19 protein-coding genes and 2 pseudogenes are annotated in these 22564 nt (G+C 73.0%); 11 read left to right on the plus strand and 10 right to left on the minus strand.

The window, feature by feature from the left end:
- Positions 1–13 precede the first annotated feature (13 nt).
- Entirely contained in the window at positions 14–1372 is a 1359-nt protein-coding gene (locus QQS16_RS33025) for a GH1 family beta-glucosidase (protein ID WP_286065720.1), read from the plus strand.
- 13 nt (positions 1373–1385) lie between these two features.
- On the opposite strand, the gene QQS16_RS33030 is transcribed toward QQS16_RS33025, so the two are convergent.
- Together QQS16_RS33030 and QQS16_RS33035 are read right to left on the minus strand one after the other, a co-directional pair.
- On the minus strand, positions 1386–1778 hold the full coding sequence (locus QQS16_RS33030) for an SCO5389 family protein (protein WP_286065721.1): 393 nt from the start codon (positions 1776–1778) through the stop codon (positions 1386–1388).
- A gap of 62 nt (positions 1779–1840) precedes the next feature.
- Positions 1841–2797, minus strand: coding sequence for an ATP-binding protein (locus QQS16_RS33035; protein ID WP_286065722.1), 957 nt, complete (start codon positions 2795–2797; stop codon positions 1841–1843).
- A 176-nt stretch (positions 2798–2973) separates the two neighbouring features.
- Here QQS16_RS33035 and QQS16_RS33040 point away from each other — a divergent pair, with 176 nt between their 5' ends.
- Complete coding sequence (locus QQS16_RS33040) at positions 2974–3510, plus strand: GNAT family N-acetyltransferase (protein ID WP_286065723.1); 537 nt, start codon at positions 2974–2976, stop codon at positions 3508–3510.
- Between the two features lie 348 nt (positions 3511–3858).
- Here the strand turns inward: QQS16_RS33040 and QQS16_RS33045 are convergent, their stop codons facing one another.
- A complete protein-coding gene (locus QQS16_RS33045) occupies positions 3859–4638 on the minus strand; it encodes a CDP-alcohol phosphatidyltransferase family protein (protein WP_286066534.1) in 780 nt (259 codons plus the stop codon).
- Positions 4639–4746: 108 nt separating this feature from the next.
- Here QQS16_RS33045 and QQS16_RS33050 point away from each other — a divergent pair, with 108 nt between their 5' ends.
- From QQS16_RS33050 to QQS16_RS33070, 5 genes and pseudogenes are all read left to right on the plus strand, one after another.
- Complete coding sequence (locus tag QQS16_RS33050) at positions 4747–5730, plus strand: zinc-dependent alcohol dehydrogenase (RefSeq protein ID WP_286065724.1); 984 nt, start codon at positions 4747–4749, stop codon at positions 5728–5730.
- Between the two features lie 116 nt (positions 5731–5846).
- Positions 5847–6245 (plus strand): 6-pyruvoyl trahydropterin synthase family protein, encoded by a 399-nt coding sequence (locus QQS16_RS33055; RefSeq protein WP_286065725.1) that lies wholly within the window; start codon positions 5847–5849, stop codon positions 6243–6245.
- On the plus strand, positions 6242–7426 hold the full coding sequence (locus QQS16_RS33060) for a glycosyltransferase family 4 protein (protein WP_286065726.1): 1185 nt from the start codon (positions 6242–6244) through the stop codon (positions 7424–7426). Before QQS16_RS33055 ends, QQS16_RS33060 begins: the two co-directional genes overlap by 4 nt.
- Positions 7423–8511 (plus strand): class I SAM-dependent methyltransferase, encoded by a 1089-nt coding sequence (locus QQS16_RS33065; RefSeq protein ID WP_286065727.1) that lies wholly within the window; start codon positions 7423–7425, stop codon positions 8509–8511. Before QQS16_RS33060 ends, QQS16_RS33065 begins: the two co-directional genes overlap by 4 nt.
- Positions 8512–8966: 455 nt before the next feature.
- A pseudogene (locus tag QQS16_RS33070) lies at positions 8967–10181 on the plus strand (lysylphosphatidylglycerol synthase transmembrane domain-containing protein); the annotation flags it as partial.
- A 170-nt stretch (positions 10182–10351) separates the two neighbouring features.
- On the opposite strand, the gene QQS16_RS33075 reads toward QQS16_RS33070, so the two are convergent.
- A complete protein-coding gene (locus QQS16_RS33075) occupies positions 10352–11152 on the minus strand; it encodes a creatininase family protein (protein ID WP_353479708.1) in 801 nt (266 codons plus the stop codon).
- A gap of 38 nt (positions 11153–11190) precedes the next feature.
- Here QQS16_RS33075 and ribA point away from each other — a divergent pair, with 38 nt between their 5' ends.
- Both ribA and QQS16_RS33085 read left to right on the plus strand, forming a co-directional pair.
- The gene (ribA, locus tag QQS16_RS33080) at positions 11191–11850 is read left to right on the plus strand and encodes a GTP cyclohydrolase II (protein WP_286065728.1); all 660 of its coding nucleotides are present in this window, start codon (positions 11191–11193) and stop codon (positions 11848–11850) included.
- Positions 11851–12024: 174 nt separating this feature from the next.
- Positions 12025–12257 (plus strand): annotated as a pseudogene (locus QQS16_RS33085) (saccharopine dehydrogenase); the annotation flags it as partial.
- Positions 12258–12701: 444 nt separating this feature from the next.
- Here the strand turns inward: QQS16_RS33085 and QQS16_RS33090 are convergent.
- The 3 genes from QQS16_RS33090 to QQS16_RS33100 form a co-directional block, all read right to left on the minus strand.
- On the minus strand, positions 12702–13931 hold the full coding sequence (locus tag QQS16_RS33090; protein ID WP_286065729.1) for a serine hydrolase domain-containing protein: 1230 nt from the start codon (positions 13929–13931) through the stop codon (positions 12702–12704).
- A 495-nt stretch (positions 13932–14426) separates the two neighbouring features.
- On the minus strand, positions 14427–15767 hold the full coding sequence (locus QQS16_RS33095; protein ID WP_286065730.1) for an MFS transporter: 1341 nt from the start codon (positions 15765–15767) through the stop codon (positions 14427–14429).
- A 173-nt stretch (positions 15768–15940) separates the two neighbouring features.
- On the minus strand, positions 15941–16606 hold the full coding sequence (locus QQS16_RS33100; protein WP_286065731.1) for a TetR/AcrR family transcriptional regulator: 666 nt from the start codon (positions 16604–16606) through the stop codon (positions 15941–15943).
- A gap of 156 nt (positions 16607–16762) precedes the next feature.
- Between QQS16_RS33100 and QQS16_RS33105 the strand changes: the two genes are divergently transcribed.
- On the plus strand, positions 16763–17650 hold the full coding sequence (locus QQS16_RS33105) for a shikimate dehydrogenase (protein ID WP_286065732.1): 888 nt from the start codon (positions 16763–16765) through the stop codon (positions 17648–17650).
- Between the two features lie 52 nt (positions 17651–17702).
- Positions 17703–19508 carry a bifunctional sugar phosphate isomerase/epimerase/4-hydroxyphenylpyruvate dioxygenase family protein gene (locus QQS16_RS33110; protein ID WP_286065733.1) on the plus strand — a complete coding sequence of 602 codons (1806 nt, stop codon included), beginning with the start codon at positions 17703–17705 and terminating at the stop codon, positions 19506–19508.
- On the opposite strand, the gene QQS16_RS33115 is transcribed toward QQS16_RS33110, so the two are convergent.
- The 3 genes from QQS16_RS33115 to gnd form a co-directional block, all read right to left on the minus strand.
- Positions 19495–20964 (minus strand): membrane-associated oxidoreductase, encoded by a 1470-nt coding sequence (locus QQS16_RS33115; protein WP_286065734.1) that lies wholly within the window; start codon positions 20962–20964, stop codon positions 19495–19497. The genes QQS16_RS33110 and QQS16_RS33115 overlap by 14 nt on opposite strands.
- Positions 20965–21077: 113 nt before the next feature.
- The gene (locus tag QQS16_RS33120) at positions 21078–21665 is read right to left on the minus strand and encodes a histidine phosphatase family protein (protein WP_286065735.1); all 588 of its coding nucleotides are present in this window, start codon (positions 21663–21665) and stop codon (positions 21078–21080) included.
- Positions 21666–21673: 8 nt separating this feature from the next.
- The gene (gene gnd / locus QQS16_RS33125; protein ID WP_286066536.1) at positions 21674–22555 is read right to left on the minus strand and encodes a phosphogluconate dehydrogenase (NAD(+)-dependent, decarboxylating); all 882 of its coding nucleotides are present in this window, start codon (positions 22553–22555) and stop codon (positions 21674–21676) included.
- Positions 22556–22564: the final 9 nt, after the last annotated feature.

Here is a 22564-nt window from a genome sequence, read left to right on the forward strand (position 1 = left end):
CGAGAGGACCCACGTGACCATCGACCTCGCCGCACTCCCGCACGACTTCCTGTGGGGCACGGCCACTTCGGCGTACCAGATCGAGGGAGCCGTGGCCGAGGACGGCCGTTCGCCGTCGATCTGGGACACCTTCTCCCACACCCCCGGGAAGACAGCGGGCGACGACCACGGCGACGTCGCCTGCGACCACTACCACCGCTTTCGCGAGGACATCGCCCTGATGCGGCACCTGGGCACCAACGCCTACCGGTTGTCGATCGCCTGGCCGCGGGTCATACCGGGCGGGGACGGCCCGGTGAACCCCAAGGGCCTGGCCTTCTACGACCGGTTGACCGACGCTCTGCTGGAGGCGGGCATCACCCCCTCCGTCACCCTCTACCACTGGGACCTTCCGCAGGTCCTCCAGGACCGGGGCGGCTGGCCCGAGCGGGCGACCGCCGAGCACTTCGCCGCGTACGCGTCCGTCGTCGCCGAACGCCTCGGCGACCGGGTCGGCCACTGGGCCACGCTCAACGAGCCGCTGTGCTCGGCCTGGATCGGCCACCTGGAGGGCACCATGGCCCCCGGCCTGACCGACCTGACCGCGGCGGTCCGCGCCTCCTACCACCTGCTGCTGGGCCACGGCCTCGCCGTACAGGCCGTCCGCGCCGCCGCCCCGGACGCCCAGGTCGGCATCGTCAACAACCTCTCCACGATCCACCCCGCCACCGACAGCCCGTCCGACCTGCGGGCCGCCCGGCGCATGGACGGCCACACCAACCGCTGGTGGCTGGACCCGGTGCACGGCCGCGGCTTCCCCGAGGACATGCGGGAGGTGTACGGCGTCGAACTCCCGGAAGAGCCGGGCGACTTGTCGGTGATCGCCGCGCCCCTCGACTGGCTCGGCCTGAACTACTACTTCCCGCAGACCGTCGCCGACGACCCCACCGGCCCGGCACCCCACGCTCGGGCGGTCCGCCGCGCCGGCGTCCCGCGCACCGGGATGGACTGGGAGATCGACGCGAGCGGCATCGAGGAACTGCTGCTGCGGCTGACGCGGGAGTACGGCCCCCGCGGGCTGTACGTCACCGAGAACGGCTCCGCCTTCCCGGACACCGTCCGCCCCGACGGCACGGTGGACGACCCGGAACGCCAGGACTACCTGGTCCGCCACCTCGCGGCCTGCGCCTCCGCCGCCCGCAAGGGCGCCCCGCTGGCCGGGTACTTCGCCTGGTCGCTGCTCGACAACTTCGAGTGGGCGTACGGGTACGCCAAGCGGTTCGGGCTGGTGCACGTGGACTACCGCACCCAGGCCCGCACGATCAAGGGGACCGGGCACCGGTACGCGGAGATCGTGCGCGGGCACCGGGAGCGGGGACGGCGGGCGGCCTGACGGCCGACGGGTGTCAGCAGTCCCGGAACTCCGGGGACTGGTTCAGCACCTGCGAGCGCGCGGACGTGAACCGCCCGTGCGTCTCGCCGCCCAGTGCCTGAGGCCGGAAGGCCGCCACCCGGTGGCAGTTCTGGAAGGCGAGGGCGATGCCGAAGTGGCGTTCCAGGCTGCCGCGGATCGCGTCGGAGGCCAGGGCGCGCAGCAGCTGGCCGCGCTCCCGCTCCGACGGGGGCGGGGTCTGGTTGTCGGTGAACTCGGCAGTGCCGTCCCGCAGTTCGGCGGCGAGGGAGGCGATCAGGTCGTAGGCGTAGGGCAGCGAGGCGCGGACGGTGTCCACGAAGTCCTCCTCGCGGATGTCACCGTGCTCGGCTTCGGCGAGGAGCTGGGGGGAGACGTCGAGAGACATGGGCTGGGGTTCCTGTTCGGTCGTGGTGGGCGTTCGGCCGCCGGGCGGTCGTGGGCCGGCGGTCAGGCGAGGGCCGCGGGACCCGGGACGAACTCCGGGTCCACCTGGGCGGCGAGGTCGAGGCCGGTCGCCTCGTTCGCCCAGGAGCGCGCGTTGCGCAGGTGGAAGTCCACGGCGTGCCGGTGCAGGGCCGCCCAGTCGCGGGGACGGGAGTCCACGGCCTCGCGCAGGACGTTCAGGGCGTGCCGGTTGTGCGGCTCCAGGGTGTCCAACCCGCCGTGCGCGCGGCCCTGTTCGGCCGAGCGGACCCAGGGGGAGTGGACCAGGTGGGTGAGGAGGTCGTCGCCGACCTGGTCCTTGAGGAAGAGCAGGTCGTCCTCACCGGTCACCTTGTTGCCGACCACGGCGATCCGGATGCCGAACTCCCGGGCGTGGTCCCGGTACTGGCGGTACACGGAGACGCCCTTGCGGGTCGGTTCCGCCACCAGGAAGGTGAGGTCGAAGCGGGTGAACAGGCCCGAGGCGAACGCGTCCGCGCCCGCCGTCATGTCGACGACCACGTACTCGCCGGGACCGTCCACCAGGTGGTTGAGGTAGAGCTCCACCCCACCGAGCTTGGAGTGGTAGCAGGCCACGCCCAGGTCGCTCTCGTCGAACTCGCCCGTCACCATCAGCGGCACCTCGCCCGCGCGCCGGACGTGCCGGGTGTGCAGCGGGTCGTCGCCGAGGAGACGCAGCAGGCGTGACCCGCGGCCGGGTGGCGTGGTCTTGATCATCGCCTCGCGGGAGGCGATGCGGGGGTTGGTGCCGCGCAGGAGGTCCTTGATGTCGTCCAGGTGCGCGCCCAGGGGAGGGGCGTCCAGGGGGCCGTCGTCGTGACCGAGCGCCTCGGCCAGGTGCTGGTTGATGTCGCCGTCGATGGCGAGGACCGGCGCGCCGGAGCGTGCCAGATGCCGGGAGAAGAGCGCCGACAGGGTGGTCTTGCCGCTGCCGCCCTTGCCGACGAACGCGATCCGCACTAGTGCTCCACTTTTTTGAAAATGGATGTCATGTCGGTAGGTTCTAGGGGTGATCGGTGACGGGTGTCAAATCGGCCGGCGGCCGGTGGGCGGCGGCCGGTTCGCCGGTGGGTGGGCGGCCGTCGGCGGCTGTCACCCGGTGATCACCGGCAGTGCTTGATGCATATGATTGGCACGTGCGTTCCTACAGCATCAGGGTGGCGGTCCCGGACGACCTCGACGGCGCGCGAGCCGTCATGCTCGACACCGTCTACCGCGACTTCGGCACCGGCTACGTGCCCCACTGGCACGGCGACATCATCGATTTGGCCGCCGCCTACCTCGCCCCGGCCCGCCACACCCTCCTCGTCGCTCTCGACCCGGACGGCCGGTCGGTCGTGGCCACCGCCGCCCTCGACTCCCGCGGCCCCGCCCACCCGCCGAACCCACGGCGGCTCGCCGAGCGCTACCCCTCCGGCGAGACCGCGCAACTGCGCCGTGTGTACGTACGCCCCGAGCACCGCAGGCGCGGCCTCGCCCGGCGCCTGGTCGACGACCTGCTCGCCTTCGCCGCCACGGACGGCGGCTACCGTGCCGTCTACCTGCACACCGACCCCGCGGTGCCGGGCGCCGAGCCGTTCTGGCGGTCGCTCGGCAAGGTCGTGCACGACGAGCGCGAGGACCCCGGCGGCGGCAACGGCGTCGTCCACTTCGAGATCCCGATGGGGCGATGACCGTGTGCGCCGCCGCCACCTGCTCGGTTCCCGGCTGCTCGCCCCGCTGCTGACCGCCTGCTTCACCTGCGACGGCGACGCGTCCGGCGACGCGAAGGAAGCTGTTCGTTCCGTGGTCGCACGAGCCCTCCCCGCTGACGCTCCCTCAGGGTCGAAGTGACTCCGGACTGAAGTGACGCCGGACTGAAGCGACTGCGGACTGAAGCGGAAGCGACGCGGGCTGACGTGGCCAAGGAGCCCACGTGCCCAGGAATGACCTGTGTCCTTCTCGGGCTGACGTGCCTCAGAAGCCGGCGTGCCTCAGGGCTGACGTTCCCCAGGACTGACGGCCCTCACGGCTGCCGTTCCTCAGGACGCCACCGCCGGCTGACGCTCCGGCATGAGCTCCAGCATCCCCGTCACCATGGCTTCCTGGGACCGGTTCGTCGCCCACAGCCACAGGATGTCCCGGCCGAACGACCAGACCAGCAGGGTCAGGGCCAGGGCGACGACCCCGAACGTGACCGCGTACGGCAGGAGGTGCGAGGCGGCCAGCAGGAGCAGGACGCCCTGGAGCGCCGCCACCGTCTTGCGGGCCGTGCTCGGCGGGAGCGGGGCGTTGAGCCAGGGCAGGACGCGGGCCGCGGCGACGAAGACGTAGCGCATGGCACCGATCAGCAGGACCCACGGGCCCAGCGACATGGCCATGTACACACTCAGCACCAGGATGAGGAACGCGTCGACCTCCATGTCGAAACGGGCGCCCAGCGGGGTCGAGGTGCCGGTGCGGCGGGCGACCTTGCCGTCCACCCCGTCGAGAATCAGCGCCACCGCCGTCAGACCGACGAACAGCGTCACCGGAGGTGAGCTCTCGAAGGAGTCCGCGACCAGGGCCGTCACCGCGCCGACCAGGGTAGCCCGGCCGAGGGTCACCCGGTTGGCCGGACCGAAGGAGCGCGGCCGGGTGCGGTGCAGGGCGCGGGAGAGCACCGCCCAGGTGGCGAAGGCGAAGACGAGGCCGGTGAGCCAGCCCGCCGGTCCCATGCCGTGCGCCGTACCGAGCAGGGCCAGCAGCAGGATCTGCACCCCCGCTCCCACCGCGGTCTCCTGCTGGACCAGCCTCGCGTCGTACGTGTTGTTCAGGGCCACCGCACATTCCTCCGGCCAGGTGACAGAGTCGATCAAGGCCGCGTACTGTGCGCGACCTGTGCACACCTCGGTACGTGAACAGCTTCCCGATCGTTCAGGAGGATGCCGATGAAGCGCACCGGACGTGCGTTCTGGCTCAGCAGTCCGGGTCACGGCGAGATACGCGACGTGACCCTGCCCGACCCCGCCGACGACGAGGTCGTCGTCCGCTCCCTGTACTCCGGAGTGAGCCGGGGCACGGAGACGCTCGTGTTCCGCGGCGGGGTGCCGGAGAGTCAGTACGGGGCCATGCGGGCGCCGTTCCAGGAGGGCGACTTCCCCGGCCCGGTGAAGTACGGCTACCTCAATGTGGGTGTGGTGGAGGAGGGGCCGCGGGCCCTCGTCGGGCGGACCGTCTTCTGCCTCTACCCGCATCAGACCCGGTACGTCGTCCCGGCGAGCGCGGTGACGGCCGTACCGGACGACGTGCCCGCCGAACGCGCCGTCCTCGCCGGCACCGTCGAGACCGCCGTGAACGCCCTGTGGGACGCGGCGCCCCTCGTCGGGGACCGGATCGCGGTGGTCGGCGGCGGGATGGTCGGCAGTTCGGTGGCCGCCCTGCTCGCCCGCTTCCCCGGGGTGCGGGTCCAGCTGGTCGACGCCGATCCGGCCCGTGCCGCGACCGCCCGGGCCCTCGGGGTGGACTTCGCCTCCCCCGAGGACGCCCTCGGCGGCTGCGACCTCGTGGTGCACGCCAGTGCCACCGAACAGGGCCTCACCCGCGCCCTCGAACTGCTGCGCGCCGAAGGCACCGTCCTCGAACTGAGCTGGTACGGCGACCGGCGGGTGAGCCTGCCGCTCGGCGAGGCCTTCCACTCCCGCCGGCTGGTCGTCCGCAGCAGCCAGGTCGGCTCGGTGTCCCCGGCCCGCCGCTCCAGCCGCACCTACGCCGACCGGCTCGCCCTCGCCCTCGACCTGCTCGCCGACCCGGCCCTGGACGCCCTGGTCACCGGAGAGAGCGCCTTCGAGGAGCTGCCGGAGGTGATGCCGCGCCTGACCACCGGGGAGATCCCCGCGCTGTGTCACCGGGTCAGCTACGGCGAAAGCGCCTGACCTGAGAAAAGAGACAGAGCCGACTGAACAACGGGCAGCGATGAACCGTATTAGTCGGCATCCCCCGGCAGGGATCAGCGGGGGGACCAGACGCGCCGCACCTGGAGGGTCGTCCGTTGTTCAGCATCACCGTCCGCGATCACATCATGATCGCCCACAGCTTCCGCGGCGAGGTCTTCGGCCCCGCGCAGCGTCTGCACGGAGCGACGTTCCTGGTGGACGCCACGTTCCGGCGCGAGCAGCTGGACGACGACAACATCGTCGTCGACATCGGACTCGCCACTCAGGAACTCGGAGCCGTGGTCAGCGAACTGAACTACCGCAACCTCGACAACGAGCCCGACTTCGCCGGGATCAACACCTCCACGGAGTTCCTGGCGAAGGTCATCGCCGACCGGCTCGCCGACCGCGTCCACAAGGGTGCGCTCGGCGAAGGCGCCAAGGGCCTCGCGGGCCTCACCGTCACACTGCACGAGTCGCACGTCGCCTGGGCGAGCTACGAGCGTGCCCTGTGACCGACACGACCACGGAGCGGACGACCCGGCTCGACTACGTGCCCGTCCAGCACTCCGCCCTCCACCACGCGGAAATCATCCCGATGTCCCTGCGCTCCGTGCACTTCGTCCTGCCGGGCGGCGTCGACGACCCCACCCGGCCCAGCGGCGGCAACGCCTACGACCGGCGCGTCAGCCTGGACCTGCCCGGCTTCGGCTGGCAGGTGCACCAGCACGCCGTGGACGGCAGCTGGCCCCGTCCGGACGCCTTCGCCCGGACGGAACTCGCCCGCGTGCTGAGCGAGTTGCCGGACGGCGCGGTCGTCCTGCTGGACGGTCTGGTCGCCTGCGGGGTTCCCGAGGTCGTCGTGCCCGAGGCGGAACGTCTCTGCCTCGCCGTCCTCGTCCACCTCCCGCTCGGCGACGAGACGGGGCTGGACCCGGCGGTGGCGGCGGAACTGGACGCCAAGGAGCGCGCGGTGCTGCGGGCCGTGCCGGCCGTCATCGCCACCAGCGACTGGGCGGTCCGCCGTCTCGTCTCGCACCACGGCCTCGCCCCCGGCCGGGTCCATGTCGCCGCACCCGGCGCCGACATCGCCCCCCTCGCCTCCGGCACCGACGGCGTCTCCCGCCTGCTGTGCGTGGCCGCGGTCACCCCGCGCAAGGGGCAGCACCGGCTGGTGGAGGCCCTGGCCACGGTGACCGACCTGCCGTGGAGCTGCTCGTTCGTCGGCGGACTCGAGCACGACCCCGAGTACGTCGCCGGACTGCGCGCCCTGATCGGCACGTACGGCCTCGAGGACCGGCTGCACCTCGCGGGCCCGCAGGCCGGCGCCCAACTCGACGCCAGCTACGCGTCCGCCGACCTGATGGTCCTCGCCTCGTACGCCGAGACGTACGGCATGGCGGTGACGGAGGCGCTGGCCCGTGGCATCCCGGTGCTGGCGACGGACGTCGGCGGTCTCGCCGAGGCGGTCGGCCGCGCCCCCGACGGCGGTGTGCCCGGCATCCTCGTCCCGCCGGAGGACCCCGCCGCCCTCGCCGCGGAACTGCGCGGCTGGTTCGGCGAGGCGGACGTACGACGCCGGCTGAAGGCCGCTGCCCGGGGCCGACGGGCCGCCCTGGACGGCTGGGCGACCACGGCCCGCAGCCTGGCCGGAGTACTGGGCCGACTGCCGAACGAACCCAGGAGGGTGGCATGACGGAGACGGCGATGACCAAGCAGACGGGGCAGATCCCGACACAGCCCGGTCCCCGGGAGGCCGTCGGCGCCGGTTCCAGGGGAGTGGTCGAGGTGGGCGGATCCATGGCCGACGGCGCGGGTGCCGGTGACGGGGAGACAGCCGACGCGGGTGCGGGTGCCGGGTCGGTGGTGGACGCCGTCATCGCCGGTGCCGGGCCCACCCTGCGTCCCGGCGAGCGGCCCACCGTGCGGCTGCGGGACGCCGGGCCCGACGACCCGCCGCGCTACGCCCCCGAGTGGCTGGAGCTCCGGGAGGGCGCCGACGCCGCCGGGCGGGCGCACGACCTGCTCGACCCGCTGCGGATCCGGCTCGCCAACCTGCCGGGCAAGGCCGGGCTGGTCATCCACGACCTGGGCTGCGGCACCGGCTCGATGGGCCGCTGGCTGGCTCCCCGCCTGGACGGCGCCCAGCACTGGATCCTGCACGACCGCGACCCCTACCTGCTGCACTTCGCCGCCGTCGCCTCCCCGCGCTCCGCCGCCGACGGCAGCCGGGTCAGCGTCGAGACGCGGCGCGGTGACGTGTCCCGGCTCACCCCGGACGTCCTCGCCGGCGCGTCCCTGGTGACCGCCTCCGCGCTGCTCGACGTCCTCACCCGCGAGGACATCGACACCCTGGCCGCCGCGTGCACCGCCGCCGGCTGCCCGGCGTTGCTGACCCTGTCGGTGGCCGGCCGCGTCGAGCTCACCCCGTCGGACCCGTTGGACGCGGAGATCGCCGACGCGTTCAACGCCCACCAGCGTCACGACGGCATGCTGGGCCCGGACGCGGTCACCGTGGCGTGCGAGGCGTTCTCCGAACGCGGCGCCACGGTACTGCTGCACCCGAGCCCCTGGCGGCTCGGTCCGGACGAGTCCGCGTTGACCGCGCAGTGGCTGCGCGGCTGGGTCGGCGCGGCCGTGGAACAGCGCCCCGAGCTGGGCCCGCGCGCGGAGCGGTACCTGCGGGAACGTCTCGCGGCCTGTGCGGCGGGCGAGTTGCGGGTGGTGGTGCACCACACCGACCTGCTGGCCCTGTCCCGGCCGACCGGCGGAGCGTCATGACGGTGGAGACGGTGAGGTCCTGGCCGTCCCGGCCCGGTACCGAACCGCACGCGCGGAGCACCAAGCCCTGCGAGGGATCCGTCCCACCCCACAGGACGAAGCCCACCGAACCACGCGACCGGCACGCCGAACTGTCCGAGCACCGGGCCGAGTCGGCGGAGCGCCGAACTGATCCGGTGGAGCGCCGGGCCGAGCCGGCCGCGCGGCGTCCCGAGCTGCCGCAGCGGCCGGCTCGCTCGACCGAACAGCGGGCCGAACTGCCCGCGCGGCGGACCGAGTCGGCCGAGCCCCCGGCCGAGCTGCCCGCGCGGCTGGTCCGGCCGTCCCGGCGGTACGCGGACGCGGTGGAGGTCTTCCCGCTTCCCACCGCGTCGTTCGCGCCCCCGACGGAGGCGTTCGAGGCCCGGACCAGGGTCCTCGCGGCCCGGACCGAGGCCCTCGAAGCCCGCAACGGGATGCTCGCGTCCACCGGCGGTTCGGCCTCGGCCCCCACTGGTGCCGCTCTTCCCGAGGCCCGCGCGGGCGCCTTCGAGGCCCGCGCCGGCTCGGCTGTCCTGGAAGCCCGTTCGGGTCTCGTCGTCCCCGAGGCCCGCGCTGGTGTGGTCGACTCCGAAGCCCGTACCGGCCTGGCTGTCCCGGCAGCCCCCACCTGCTCGATCGCCTCCGAGGCCCGCGCCGGCTCGGCTGTCCTCCAAGTCCCCTCCGGCCCCGCTGTCTCTCGAAGCACTCTCGGTGCGGCCGTGTCCCAAGCACGCATCGGTGTGATCGTGGGCACGCCCCGGTCGCGTCCCGCCCCGGATGCCGTCCCCGAGGCGCCCCGGTGGCGGACCGCGCTGCGCGGTGCGGTGGCCCGGCTGAACTCGCGTACTGTCCGTACCCACTTCGGCACCGTCGCCGGTGTCGTCATCCTCGCCGTTCTGCTGTGGCGTCTGGGCACCGGTGTCTTCCTGGACGGACTGCGGCGGATCGACGGACCGACGCTGCTCGTGGCCGTCGGGATCGGGCTGCTCACCACCGTGTTCAGCGCCTGGCGGTGGGCGCTGGTGGCCCGGGGTCTCGGGATCCGGCTGCCGCTCGTACCGGCCGTGGCCGACTACTACCGCTCCCTGTTCCTGAACGCCGCCCTGCCCGGCGGTGTCCTCGGCGACGTCCACCGGGCGGTCCGGCACGGACAGAGCTCCGGTGACCTCGGCCGCGGCGTCCGCGCGGTCGTCCTGGAACGGGCCGCCGGACAGGCCGCCTTGGCCGTCGTCGGCGCGGCCGTGCTGCTGACGCTGCCGTCGCCGGTGCTGGCCGACGCCCGGCACCTGGCCCCGCTGCTGGCGCTCGCCGCGCTCGGCACCCTCGCGGTCGTGGCGGCCCTGCGTATGAACCGGGCCCCTTCCCGCCGGGGACGCGCCCTGCGCGCCGGCCTCGCCGAGGCCCGCGAGGGACTGCTGTCCCGCCGCAACGGGCCGGGCGTGGCCGTCTCCTCCGTCGTCGTCCTCGCCGGACACATCGGGATGTTCGTGCTCGCCGCCCGCGTCGCCGGGTCCGCCGCCTCCGTCGCCGTACTGCTGCCGCTGGCCGTCCTCGCCCTGCTCGCGATGGGACTTCCGCTGAACGTCGGCGGGTTCGGCCCCCGCGAGGGCGTGACGGCCTGGGCGTTCGGCGCGGCCGGTCTCGGCGCGAGCACCGGACTGGCCGTCGCGGTCGTCTACGGGGTGCTCAGCTTCGTGGCCGCGCTGCCGGGCGCCGTCGTCCTGGTCGCCCGCTGGTACACCGGCCTGCGCGGCGCGGGTGCCGGCGCCGGGACCGCCGGGGCGGACTCGGGGTCCCGTCCCCACGCGCCGGACGGCCCCTACGCCCGCTCGGCTCCCGCGGCCCCCGCGTCGGCGTCGGCTCCGGCGTCGGCGGACGTGAGCATCGAGAAATACGTCGCGAAGGAATCGGCGAAGCCCGCCAGCAGTTCCTTCCCCTTTTCCGCGGATCCCAGGGAAGGACGGCCTATGACGCCCGAATCGGTATAGGCGGACATTCCGACGGTGAGCAGATGACGGCGGTCGTCCGCGACGAAATCGGCCGACTCGTAACCGGGCCGGACCATTTCGGGATGGGCGTGCAGCAGGATGGAGGTCTCGATCTCCCCCGCGTGCATGTCGGTGAGCAGCGAGGTCGCCACCCCGGCCCGCACCCGCGCCGCCTCCCAGTCCTCCGGGGCCGGGAACAGCGCCATCCGCTCGCCTCGCGCGGAGGACTCCTGGACCACGTTGCCCAGGACGTAGTTCCCGCCATGGCCGTTGACCACCACCAGGGCCTCGACGCCCGAGCGGCGCAACGACGCCGCGATGTCCCGTACCACCGCGTGAAGGGTCACCGAGGAGATGCTGACGGTTCCCGGCCAGGCCGCGTGCTCGTGCGAGCAGGCGATGGTCACCGGAGGAAGGAGGTGCACCGGGTACGCGGCGGCGATCTCCCGGGCGATGGCGCAGGCGACGAGCGTGTCGGTCGCCAGCGGCAGGTACGGACCGTGCTGCTCGAAGCTTCCGACGGGAAGAACGGCCACCTGGGTTGAGACGCCCGCCCCTCGCGTCCGTACGTCTTCGGTAGTGTCCGCCGGCACCAGACCGTACGCCGCCGACCGTATTCCGGAACCACTCATCTTTTCACGGCCTTTCGTCTCTGCTTAGGAACCAGATCATGACAGAAAAAATTGGTGTACTCGGCAAGAAGTCACCGCAGCGCACGGGTGTGGAACGGGTCGTGAATGCCCCGCTGCCCACCGTGTACGGGGATTTCCAGGCGGTCGGCTATCTCGATCACGACCGCGGCGACGAACAAGTGGCCCTCGTCTACGGGGACATCGGCGCGGACGACGTCCTCACGCGGCTGCATTCCGAATGCCTGACCGGTGACGCCTTCGGCTCCCAGCACTGCGAGTGCGGCGACCAGCTGGCCGCCGCGCTGCGTGCCGTCGTCGCCGAAGGGCGCGGCATCGTCGTCTACTTGAGAGGGCACGAGGGCCGGGGCATCGGTCTGCTCGCCAAGCTGCGGGCGATGGCGCTTCAGGCGGAGGGGCTGGACACCGTGGAGGCGAACCTGGCGCTCGGCCTGCCGGTGGACTCCCGCGACTACGGCGTCGCCGCCGGGATCCTGCACGACCTGGGCGTGAACTCGGTGCGCCTGATGTCCAACAACCCGCGCAAGCGGGAGGCCCTGGTGCGGCACGGCATCCAGGTCGCAGAGACGGTGCCGTTGCTGATACCGCCGTGCGAGAACAACATCACCTATCTGCGGACGAAGCGGGAGCGACTGGACCACCACCTGCCCCACCTGGACGCGGTCGTCAGCTCCTCCTGACCGCCGGGCCCGCGGCGGCCGTCCCGGCGCCACCCCGGTGTCCCCCCGGCGCCGGCCGCCGCGCCGGGGAGTCCGGCCGCCCCGTCCCGTCCGGACCGGTTCCGCCTGGCCTGCCGTGAACTGGGCCTCGTCGAGGAGGCGTCCGGCGAGGTCTGAGGTCGTCCCGGCGAGCGGTTGCACCGGACCGGGGCGGGCCTGTCCACCGGCGGCGGTCCGGCAGCGCTGTGCGGGACGGCCGGGCGGGTGCTGCTGTGGCACCGCACCGAGGAGTGCGCCACCGGGACCCCCTGACCCTTGACCGGCTCGTCCTCACCGGCCGGGCACAGCCGCGCCGCCTACCCGCTGACCTCCTCACGGCCGAACTGGCGCCCGGTGACGTGGTCGTGTCGACGCTGCCGGCTTCCGAACCACGTCCACCGACACGGCGAGCACGCCCGGTCCCGGCCGGCGTCGGTAGTGGGGTATCCCGCCGCCGGCTCCCGGGCCAGGGCGGCGTTACCGAACCGCGCCGCCGATACACCCGAGGGGTGCGAGCGGTGGTCCGGTGCACTCGCCCGACACGGCGCCCACTTCACCCTCCGGCCGACCAGTAGGCCCGAGGCGGGCCCGAGCCGGCGCGGGTGCGTGGTGACCGGCCGCAGCGGGCCCGGCGCGCGGGCGGAGCGGCCCGGCGGCCCGCGGACGGCCGAGGTCACCGCGCTCGACGCCGCGGCCGAGGCGGCCCCGGCCCGACCCGGCCCGACCCGGCGGGGCACGGTGGGGGCACCGGGCTTTCCGGACCGGCCCTCTTCGGTGGCCGCCTCGTGCACCTGCCGTTTCAGGTCGGGGGCGCCTGGCTTTCCAGGCCCGCCCTATTCGGTGACCGCCTCGTGCACCAGCCGCTTCAGGTCGGGGAAGACCGACAGGGAGCTCTTCGGCCGCAGCTGCGTCATGAACTGCACCGTCAGATCGCGGCTCGGGTCGACCCAGAACGTCGTCGTTGCCACACCGCTCCAGCCGTACGTGCCGAGACCGCAGGGGGCGAGGGTGCGGCTCGGATCGATCACCACGGAGACGCCGAGGCCGAAGCCGACGCCGTCGTTCCCGGGTTCGTCGTGCGCGGGTCTGCTGCCGAAGGCACGCAGGTCGGCACCGCCCGGAAGGTGGTTGGAGGTCATCAGGTCCACCGTCTCGGGGGTGAGGAGGCGGACGCCGTCGAGTTCGCCGCGGCGGCGCAGCAGCTCCATGAAGCGGTGCACGTCGTGCGCGGAGGCCACCATGCCGCCACTGCCCGACAGGAACCGGGGCCGGCCGCGCAGCGGGAGCCCGGGGATCCGCTCGATGCCGCCGCCGTCGGCATCGCCGTACAACTCGGCGAGCCGGCCCGCCTGTCGGTCGGTGACGCGGAACCCGGCGTCGGTCATCCCGAGCGGGCCGAAGACCCGTTCGGCGAAGAACGTGTCCAGCGGCTGCCCGGACACCACCTCGATGATCCGGCCCAGGACGTTGGAGGCGACGGAGTAGTTCCACTGGGTGCCCGGCTCGAACTGCAGCGGCAGGCCCGCGTACACGTCGACCGTCTCCGCCAGGGTCGAGCCCGGCACCACCGACGAGTCCAGGTGGGCCGCGCGGTAGAGGGCGTCGACGGGGTGCGTGTGGTAAAAGGCGAAGGTCAGGCCCGCGGTGTGGGTCATCAGGTGCCGCACGCGTATCGGCCCGGCGGCCGGGCGGGTCACCACGTCGGCGCCGGAGCCGCTGACGTACACCCGAGGTTCGGCGAAGGCCGGCAGATGGCGCTCGACCGGGTCGTCCAGGGACAGCAGTCCCTCCTCGACCAGCAGGAGCGCGGCGACCGCGGTGACCGGCTTGGTCATGGAGTAGATCCGCCACAGGGTGTCGGCCTCGACGGGCAGCCCAGCCGCGAGGTCCCGGTGGCCGTGGGTCGTGAGGTGGGCGACGCGTCCGCCGCGGGCGACGGCCACGAGATAGCCGGGCAGGCGTCCCTCGTCCACGTAGTGGGCGATGTGCTGGTCGAGGCGGTCCAGCGCCTTCGCGTCCAGCCCGACCTCGCCCGGGTCCACCTCTTGCCGCAGCTGTGCCATCGTTCTCCTCCGTCGCGTTCGTCGAGGTGCGATCCGGCATACCCCGCCGGAACGACCTCAGACATCATCGTCGCGCAGGAACGGAGGTACGGGGCCCCACATCCCCATGATCGTCATCGGCGTCACAGTGGTCGCCGGCCACGGCCGGGTGTGCCCCGGCGGCGCGGAGGCCGCCGCCGCGCCGGCCGGGGCCGGCACGGCGAGGACCGTGGGCGGCAGGTCACGTCCCCGCCGGCTCCCATGAGCACGGTGGCGGCGGCCACGCCGGGGTGTCCACCGGCGTTCACCGCCGGCTGCCGTTCCCCGCCCGCCGTCCCGGCCGACTCGACCGGACCGTGCCGGACGACGACGGCCGTGCCCCGCCCGCCGTCCCGGCCGACTCGACCGGACCGTGCCGGACGACGACATGGACCGCCGCCACCCTCACCGTGCCGGACCCGGCCCCAGGAGCCCGGCCGGGGCTCGACGAGGCCGAGGGGCGCGACGGGGGAGGGGTCAGGCCGACACCTTCTCCGGCTGGGCCGTCTCCCGGAAGGCGCGGTCGCCGAGCCGCTCCGTCGGCACCGTGTGGGTCTCGCGCGCCGTGAGGACGGCGATCACCGGTGGGACGCACAGCGCGGCGGTGAACAGGGCGACCGCCGACCAGTTGTCGCCGTCCGGACCCGCGATCCGCGCGGCGAAGGTGACCGCGAACCCGGCCACGGCGAAGCCGATCTGGGTGCCGATCGCCATGCCGGACAGCCGGACCCGGGTGGAGAACATCTCGCCGTAGAAGGACGGCCACACACCGTTCGCGGCGCTGTAGACGACACCGAACGCGACGATGCCCAGCACGAGGATCAGCGCGTAGGAAGCGGTGGAGATCGCCCAGAGGTAGGCGAACATCGCCACGGCGCTGCCGGCCGCTCCGATCAGGTACACCGGGCGCCGGCCGACGCGGTCCGACAGCGTGGCCCACAGGGGGATCGCGCCGAGCGCGACCAGGTTGGCCAGGGCGCCCACCCACAGCATCGAGGACCGGCTCATGCCGACCGAGTCGCTCGTCGCGTACGACAGCGACCACACCGTGAAGATCGTGCTGACCGAGGCGATGAGGGCACCCGCGACCACCCGCAGGACGTCGGCCCAGTGCTCGCGCATCAGGATCGCCAGCGGCATCCTGACGACGCCCTCGGAGACGGTCTGCTGGGCGAAGACGGGAGTCTCCTCCAGCTTGCGGCGGATGACGAAGCCGACCACGGCGACCCCGACGCTCAGCCAGAACGGGACCCGCCAGCCCCAGGACATCAGCTGGTCCTCGGGCAGCGCGGCGATGGGGATGAACACCAGGGTGGCGAGCAGCTGCCCGCCCTGGGTGCCGCTCAGGGTGAAGCTGGTGAAGAACCCGCGCCGGCCCGGCGGCGCGTGCTCCAGCGTCATGGAGTTGGCGCTGGCCTGCTCACCGGCCGCCGAGATGCCCTGGAGCACGCGGCACAGCACCAGCAGGACCGGGGCGAGCGTGCCGACCTGGTCGCGGGTGGGCAGGCAGCCGATCAGGAATGTCGACACGCCCATCAGGATCAGCGTGAACACCATGATCTTCTTGCGGCCGAGCTTGTCGCCGTAGTGCCCGAGGAACAACGCGCCCACCGGACGGGCCGCGTACGCCACGCCGAAGGTGGCCAGCGACAGCAGGGTCGCGGTGGCCGGGTCGGACTCGTCGAAGAAGACGTCCGGGAAGATCAGCGCGGCGGCGCTGCCGTAGATGAAGAAGTCGTAGTACTCCAGGGCGCTGCCGATCCAGGCCGCCAGGGCGGCTTTTCTCGGCTGGCCGACGGGTGCGGCGGGGACGGACACGGCGTGCTCCTTCGGGGGAACTCCACCCGGGGCGGAGTGAGCGGAGGGCTGAGCGGAGCCGGATCGCGGCTAATTAACCCACTGGGTAGTTAGTGGCGGTGGGTGGGATGTTGCGCTCACGTTTCCCGGGTGTCAAGAGGCCGCGTCGAAGGATCTTCTCCCCGGCCGGGGGCTCAGCCGGCCGCGCGGTCCGCCGTCAGATAGGCGATCACCATGTCGCCGAGCATCGCCCGGTAGTGCTCGCGCTGGGCGGGATCGACCAGGTCACGGCCGAACAGGGCGCCGAAGGTGTGCCGGTTGGCGACCCGGAAGAAACAGAAAGAGCTGATCATCGCGTGCAGGTCGACGGCGTCCACGTCGGCCGTGAACAGCCCCGACTCCTGTCCGGAGGCCAGGATCCGGCGGATCACGTCGAGGGCCGGCGAGCCGATCCTGCCGAGCTTCTGGGAGGCCGCGATGTGCTCCGCCCCGTGGATGTTCTCGATGCTCACCAGGCGGATGAAGTCAGGGTGCTGCTCGTGGTGGTCGAAGGTGACCTCCGCCAGCCGCCGGATGGCCGCGACCGGGTCCAGGTGCTCGACGTCGAGCTGCTGCTCGGCCTCGCGGATCACGGCGTACGCGCGCTCCAGGACGGCCGTGAAGAGCTGCTCCTTGCCGCCGAAGTAGTAGTAGATCATCCGCTTGGTGGTGCGGGTGCGGGCGGCGATCTCGTCGACCCGGGCGCCGTCGAAGCCGGCCCGGGCGAACTCCTGGGTCGCCACGTCGAGGATCTCGGCCTGGGTGCGGGCGGCGTCACGGATCCGCCCGTTCGGTCGTGCCGGTTCTTCGACGCTGGTCATCGGGTTCCTTCGCGCGCGGGGCCAGTGGGCAGATTGTAAGAGCAGGCCGTCGCGCCGGCTTCCGATTCACCGCCGGGGGCTTCCCGTGGTCCCAGCCATGCTGATATAGCTAACGTACTAGTTCGTACATTGCTGAGTCGCTCAGGAGGTCCCTCGGTGCCGTCCCAGGACAAGGACTCGTATCTCGTCGGGCTGATCGGTTCCGGCATCGGCCCGTCGCTCAGTCCCGCGCTGCACGAGCGGGAGGCCGACCGCCAGGGCCTGCGGTACCTGTACCGGCTGATCGACATCGACGCCCTCGGCGCCGGCCCCGACGCGGTGGGCGACCTGCTGCGCTCGGCCCGGGACCTCGGCTTCGACGGGCTCAACATCACCCACCCCTGCAAGCAGCACGTCATCCCGCACCTGGACGCGCTCGCCCCGCAGGCCGAGGCCCTCGGCGCGGTCAACACCGTGGTCTTCGCGGAGGACGGCCGGGCCGTCGGCCACAACACCGACGTCACCGGCTTCGCCGCCTCCTTCGCGCGCGGTCTGCCCGACGTACCGCTGGAGCGGGTCGTACAGCTGGGGGCGGGCGGCGCGGGCGCGGCCGTCGCCCACGCCACGCTCACCCTGGGCGCCGAGCGGGTCACCGTCGTCGACGAGCTGCCCGAGCGGGCCGCCGCCCTCGCCGACGCGCTCAACACGCACTTCGGCGCCGGCCGGGCCGCCGCCGGCACCCCGGACCGGCTCGGGGACCTGCTCGCGCACGCCGACGGCCTCGTGCACGCCACCCCCACCGGCATGGCCGCGCACCCCGGCCTGCCCCTCCCGGCCGAACTCCTCGACCCGGGACTGTGGATCGCCGAGGTGGTCTACCGCCCGCTGGAGACCGCGCTGCTGCGCACCGCCCGCGCGCTCGGCTGCGCCACCCTCGACGGCGGCGGGATGGCCGTCTTCCAGGCCGTGGACGCGTTCCGCCTGTTCACCGAGCGGGAACCCGACAGCGCGCGGATGCTCGCGGACTTCGGCGAGCTGGCCGGGGCCGTGACCGCCCCGCAGTGAAGGCCGCCGCAGGGACAACGACAGAAGAGGTAACGACAGAAGAGGTACCGACGTGCGTACGTCCATCGCCACCGTCTCACTCAGCGGCTCGCTCACCGAGAAGCTCACCGCCGCCTCCCGGGCCGGCTTCGACGGCGTCGAGATCTTCGAGAACGACCTGCTCGCCAGCCCCCTCACCCCCGGGGAGATCCGCGCCCGCTGCGCCGACCTCGGCCTGACCGTCGACCTCTACCAGCCGATGCGCGACATCGAGGCCGTGCCCGAGGACGAGTTCGCCCGCAACCTGCGGCGCGCCCGGCACAAGTTCGAACTGATGGGCCGGCTCGGCGCCGACACCGTCCTGGTCTGCTCCAGCGTCTCCCCGCTCGCCGTCGACGACGACGCGCTCGCCGCCGAGCAGCTGAGCCGGCTGGCGGACCTGGCGCAGGACTGCGGCGTCCGCGTCGCCTACGAGGCACTCGCATGGGGACGGCATGTCAGCACGTACGACCACGCCTGGCGTGTCGTCGAGACGGCCGGCCATCCGGCGCTCGGTACCTGCCTGGACAGTTTCCACATCCTGTCCCGGTCCTCCGCGCCCGAGGACCTCAAGGGCATCGAGGACATCCCCGGCGAGAAGATCTTCTTCCTCCAGCTCGCCGACGCCCCGCTGCTCGCGATGGACGTCCTGCAGTGGAGCCGCCACTACCGCTGCTTCCCCGGCCAGGGCGGCTTCGACGTCGCCGGACTCGTCCGCCGTGTCCTGCGCACCGGCTACGAGGGCCCGCTCTCCCTGGAGATCTTCAACGACGTCTTCCGGCAGGCCGAGGCCGGCCCCACGGCCGTGGACGCCCGCCGCTCCCTGCTCCTCCTCCAGGAGACCGTCGGCGTCGCCACGCCGCCCGCACCGGTCGTGCCCACGGGTATCGCCTTCGCCGAACTGGTCACGCCGGACGCCGAACCCCTCTCCGCCCTGCTCGGCGCGCTGGGCTTCGCCCGCACCGCCCGGCACCGCAGCAAGCCCGTCGACCTGTGGCAGCAGGGCGGGGCCCGCGTCCTGGTCAACACCGGCACCACCGTCCGCCGTGACGACACCCACCTCGCCGCCATCGGCCTGGAGTCACCCGACCCGCGGGCCGCCGCCCGCCGGGCCGAGGCACTGCTCGCCCCCGTCCTGCCCCGCCGCCGCGCCTCCGAGGACGCCCCGCTCGACGCGGTGGCCGCCCCCGACGGCACGGAACTGTTCTTCTGCGCCACGAACCGCCCCGGACTCCCCGACTGGCGGGCCGACTTCGAGGACGCCGAGCACCCGCCCGCGGCCACGGACGTGTCCCGCGTCGACCACCTCGCCCTCACCCAGCCCTGGCACCACTTCGACGAGGCGGCCCTCTTCCACCGCAGCGTGCTCGGCCTGCGCGCCCAGGAGAGCGTCGACGTCGCCGACCCCTACGGCCTGCTCCGCAGCCGTGCCGTCACCACCCCCGACGGCGGTGTGCGCATCGCCCTGTCCGTCGGCCCGGCCCCCACCGACGACCCGGTCCACGCCCAGCACCTCGCGCTCGCCACCGACGACGTGGTCGCCGCCGCCCGCCGTTTCACCGAGGCCGGCGGCCGGCTGCTGCCGATCCCGGCGAACTACTACGACGACCTGGCCGCCCGGTACGAGTTCGCCGACGGCGAGCTGGAGACGTACCGCGAACTGGGCATCCTCTACGACCGGGACGCGTACGGAGTGTTCCGCCACTGCTACACCCGCACCGTCGGCCGGGTCTTCTTCGAACTCGTCCAGCGCGACGGCGGGTACCGGGGCTACGGCGCCCAGAACGCCCCCGTCCGCCTGGCGGCCCAGCACACGGCCAGGCGGCTCACTGGCGGCTGACGGTCCGGGTCACGCCGGCGAAGACGGTCGTGGCCAGGATCCACCCGGCGATGACGAGGGCGTAGGACAGCCACTGGTATCCGCCCTTCGGGGCGAAGGCTCCTTCCTGGCCGAAGGAGATCACCGGCAGCAGCAGGTCCAGCGTGTAGAACACCGGGTTGAAGTCGGGTGCCTCGGCCGCCTTCAGCGGGCGGGGGTGATGCAGGGCGTACGCGAGCGAGCCGACGGCGAGCAGCGACAGGAGCCAGCCGCAGGCCCTCAGCGGGCGGAAGCCGTAGCCGACGGTGACGTCCTGGACGTGGCCCCACAGCCGGCCGTACCAGGGGAGTGTGGTGCGGTGGCGGCGCTGCTTGGCGAGCTGGACGGCACGGGCCGCGTGGTCGTCGCCGGTCCGCAGGTAGGCGGCGGTCAGCTGCTCGTAGGCGTGCGGGACATAACCGTCACCGTCGCGCTCCAGCATCGGCAGGCGGCGCTCGGCGGGCTCCCGCGGATCGAGGGAGGCGTAGACGAAGCCGTTGAGCAGCACCTTGTCGGGCACCACCTCCGGTTCCAGCAGCAGCAGTTCCACCTGGGCGCGGCGCAGCGTGAGGGTGCCTTCCATGGGCGGGCCCTTGCGCAGCCAGAGTTCCCCGATGGAGCTGCTGCTCGCGCGCAGCGCCGGGCCGCCTGGGTTCGACAGGCGCGCGTACGACAGGTCGAGCCGGCCCGCGACGCGGGCGCCCCGCAGGCCGATCCAACCCCGCGTGTGCACGCGCCGCAGGTGGACGTCGCCCTCCACGACGAGGGTCTGGGCGTCCAGGGCCACGTCGCCGGGGCGGCTGAGCCGGGCGTCGTTCAGGTTGGCCGACCCGGCGACCGAGGCGCCGTTCAGCCGCAGCTCGCCGTGCGTGCGCAGGCCCGGCGCCCACAGGTCGTCGCCGACGCTCACGTGGTTGAGCTGGAGCGCCGGTTCCGGGCCGTCCGGCGCGGTGATCTCCATCCGGTCCAGGAACAGCGCCCCGGCGATCTGCGCCCCGCCCAGCCGCACCGGGCCGTGCAGGCGGCAGTCGGTCATCCGCAGGACGCCCTCCACCCGCAGGGTGGCGGCGGTCAGTCCCGGCAGCACGGAGCCGCTGAGGTTCAACTGGCGCAGCCGGGAGCCGTACAGCAGGGGCACGTCCTCGAAGTGGCAGTGGCTCAGGCGTACGGCGTGGTCGATGACCCCGTACCGCAGGTCGAGCACGCCGGTGATCCGCGCGCCGGCCAGTTTCAGGGCGGGTATCTCCCCGTCCTCCCGCTCGCCGTTGAGCAGCAGCGCCCGTACCACCGAGGCCCGCACCGTGCGTTCGGGACCCCAGTCCGCTCCGGGCGCGGGGGCCTCGCTCTCGTCGCCGGACGGGCGGAAGTCCACGGACTCGCCCCGGGGAAAGGCCCGCCACACCCGCAGTTCGGCCGCGGTCAAGTAGTCGATCTCCATCAGCGGGGACTCTGACGCGCGCCGCACGCGCCTGTCAACCGGGCACACGACGGTCCCACCGCGCCAACCCGCCCCGCGTCGGAGGGCAGTTGGGCGGTGGGACCGGAGCCGTCCTACGGCCGGGTGTTCCACTCCGCGACGACCGGCCGGTCGTGTTCCGTCGACAGCCGGCTGACCGTTCCCGTCGCGAGCTGGAACAGCCGCCCGCCGGCCGGGGCCAGCCCCAGCCGGCGCGCGGTCAGCACGCGCAGGAAGTGGGCGTGGGCCACCAGGACCACGTCGCCGTCGGGGAGGGCGGCGTCCACCCGGGCCAGTACCCGGTCGGCGCGCCGCCCCACCTGCTCGGGCGACTCACCGGGATGCCCGTCGGGTCCGGGCGGCACGCCGTCGGTCCACAGGTACCAGTCGGGGCGGGTGCGGTGGATGTCGACGGTGGTGACGCCCTCGTAGCCGCCGTAGTCCCACTCGTACAGGTCGGGGTCGGGCTCGATGCCGGTGATGCCGGCCAGTTCGGCGGTGCGTATCGCGCGATCCAGCGGGCTGGTCAGGGCGAGGGCGAAGATCCGCGACGAGAGGAGCGGAGCGAGGGACTTGGCCTGTTCCTCGCCGTGCGGGGTCAGGGGCAGGTCGGTCCAGCTGGTGTGCCGGCCCGACACGCTCCACTCCGTCTCACCGTGGCGGACCAGCAGGAGATCCCCCACGGCCGGGCCTACTTCTTCGCCGACTCGACGGCATGGCCGCCGAACTGGTTGCGCAGCGCCGCGACCATCTTCATCTGCGGGGAGTCGTCCTGCCGGGACGCGAACCGGGCGAAGAGGGAGGCGGTGATCGCCGGCAGGGGCACCGCGTTGTCGATGGCGGCCTCCACCGTCCAGCGGCCCTCGCCGGAGTCCTCCGCGTATCCGCGCAGCTTGTCCAGGTGCTCGTCGGCGTCGAGGGCGTTGACGGCCAGGTCCAGCAGCCAGGAGCGGATGACGGTGCCCTCCTGCCAGGAGCGGAAGACCTCCCGGACGTCGGTGACCGAGTCGACCGACTCCAGCAGCTCCCAGCCCTCGGCGTACGCCTGCATCATGGCGTACTCGATGCCGTTGTGGACCATCTTGGAGAAGTGCCCGGAGCCGACCTTGCCCGCGTGGACATAGCCGTACGGGCCCTCGGGCTTGAGCGCGTCGAAGATCGGCTTGACCCGGTCCACGTGCTCCTTGTCGCCGCCGACCATCAGGGCGTAGCCGTTCTCCAGGCCCCACACGCCGCCGGAGACGCCCGCGTCGACGAAGCCGATGCCCTTGGCGCCCAGTTCGGCGGCGTGCTTCTCGTCGTCGCTCCAGCGGGAGTTGCCGCCGTCGACGACCGTGTCACCGGGGGAGAGGAGGTCGCCGAGTTCGTCGACGACGGACTGGGTGGGGGCCCCGGCCGGCACCATCACCCACACCGTGCGCGGGGCTTCGAGCTTGTCGACCAGTTCGGCCAGGCCGCTCACGTCGGAGAGTTCGGGGTTGCGGTCGTAGCCGATGACGGTGTGGCCGGCGCGGCGGATCCGCTCGCGCATGTTGCCGCCCATCTTCCCGAGCCCGATGAGGCCGAGTTGCATCGCTGTCAT

It is taken from the genome of Streptomyces sp. ALI-76-A, from assembly GCF_030287445.1.
GTDB lineage: Bacteria > Actinomycetota > Actinomycetes > Streptomycetales > Streptomycetaceae > Streptomyces.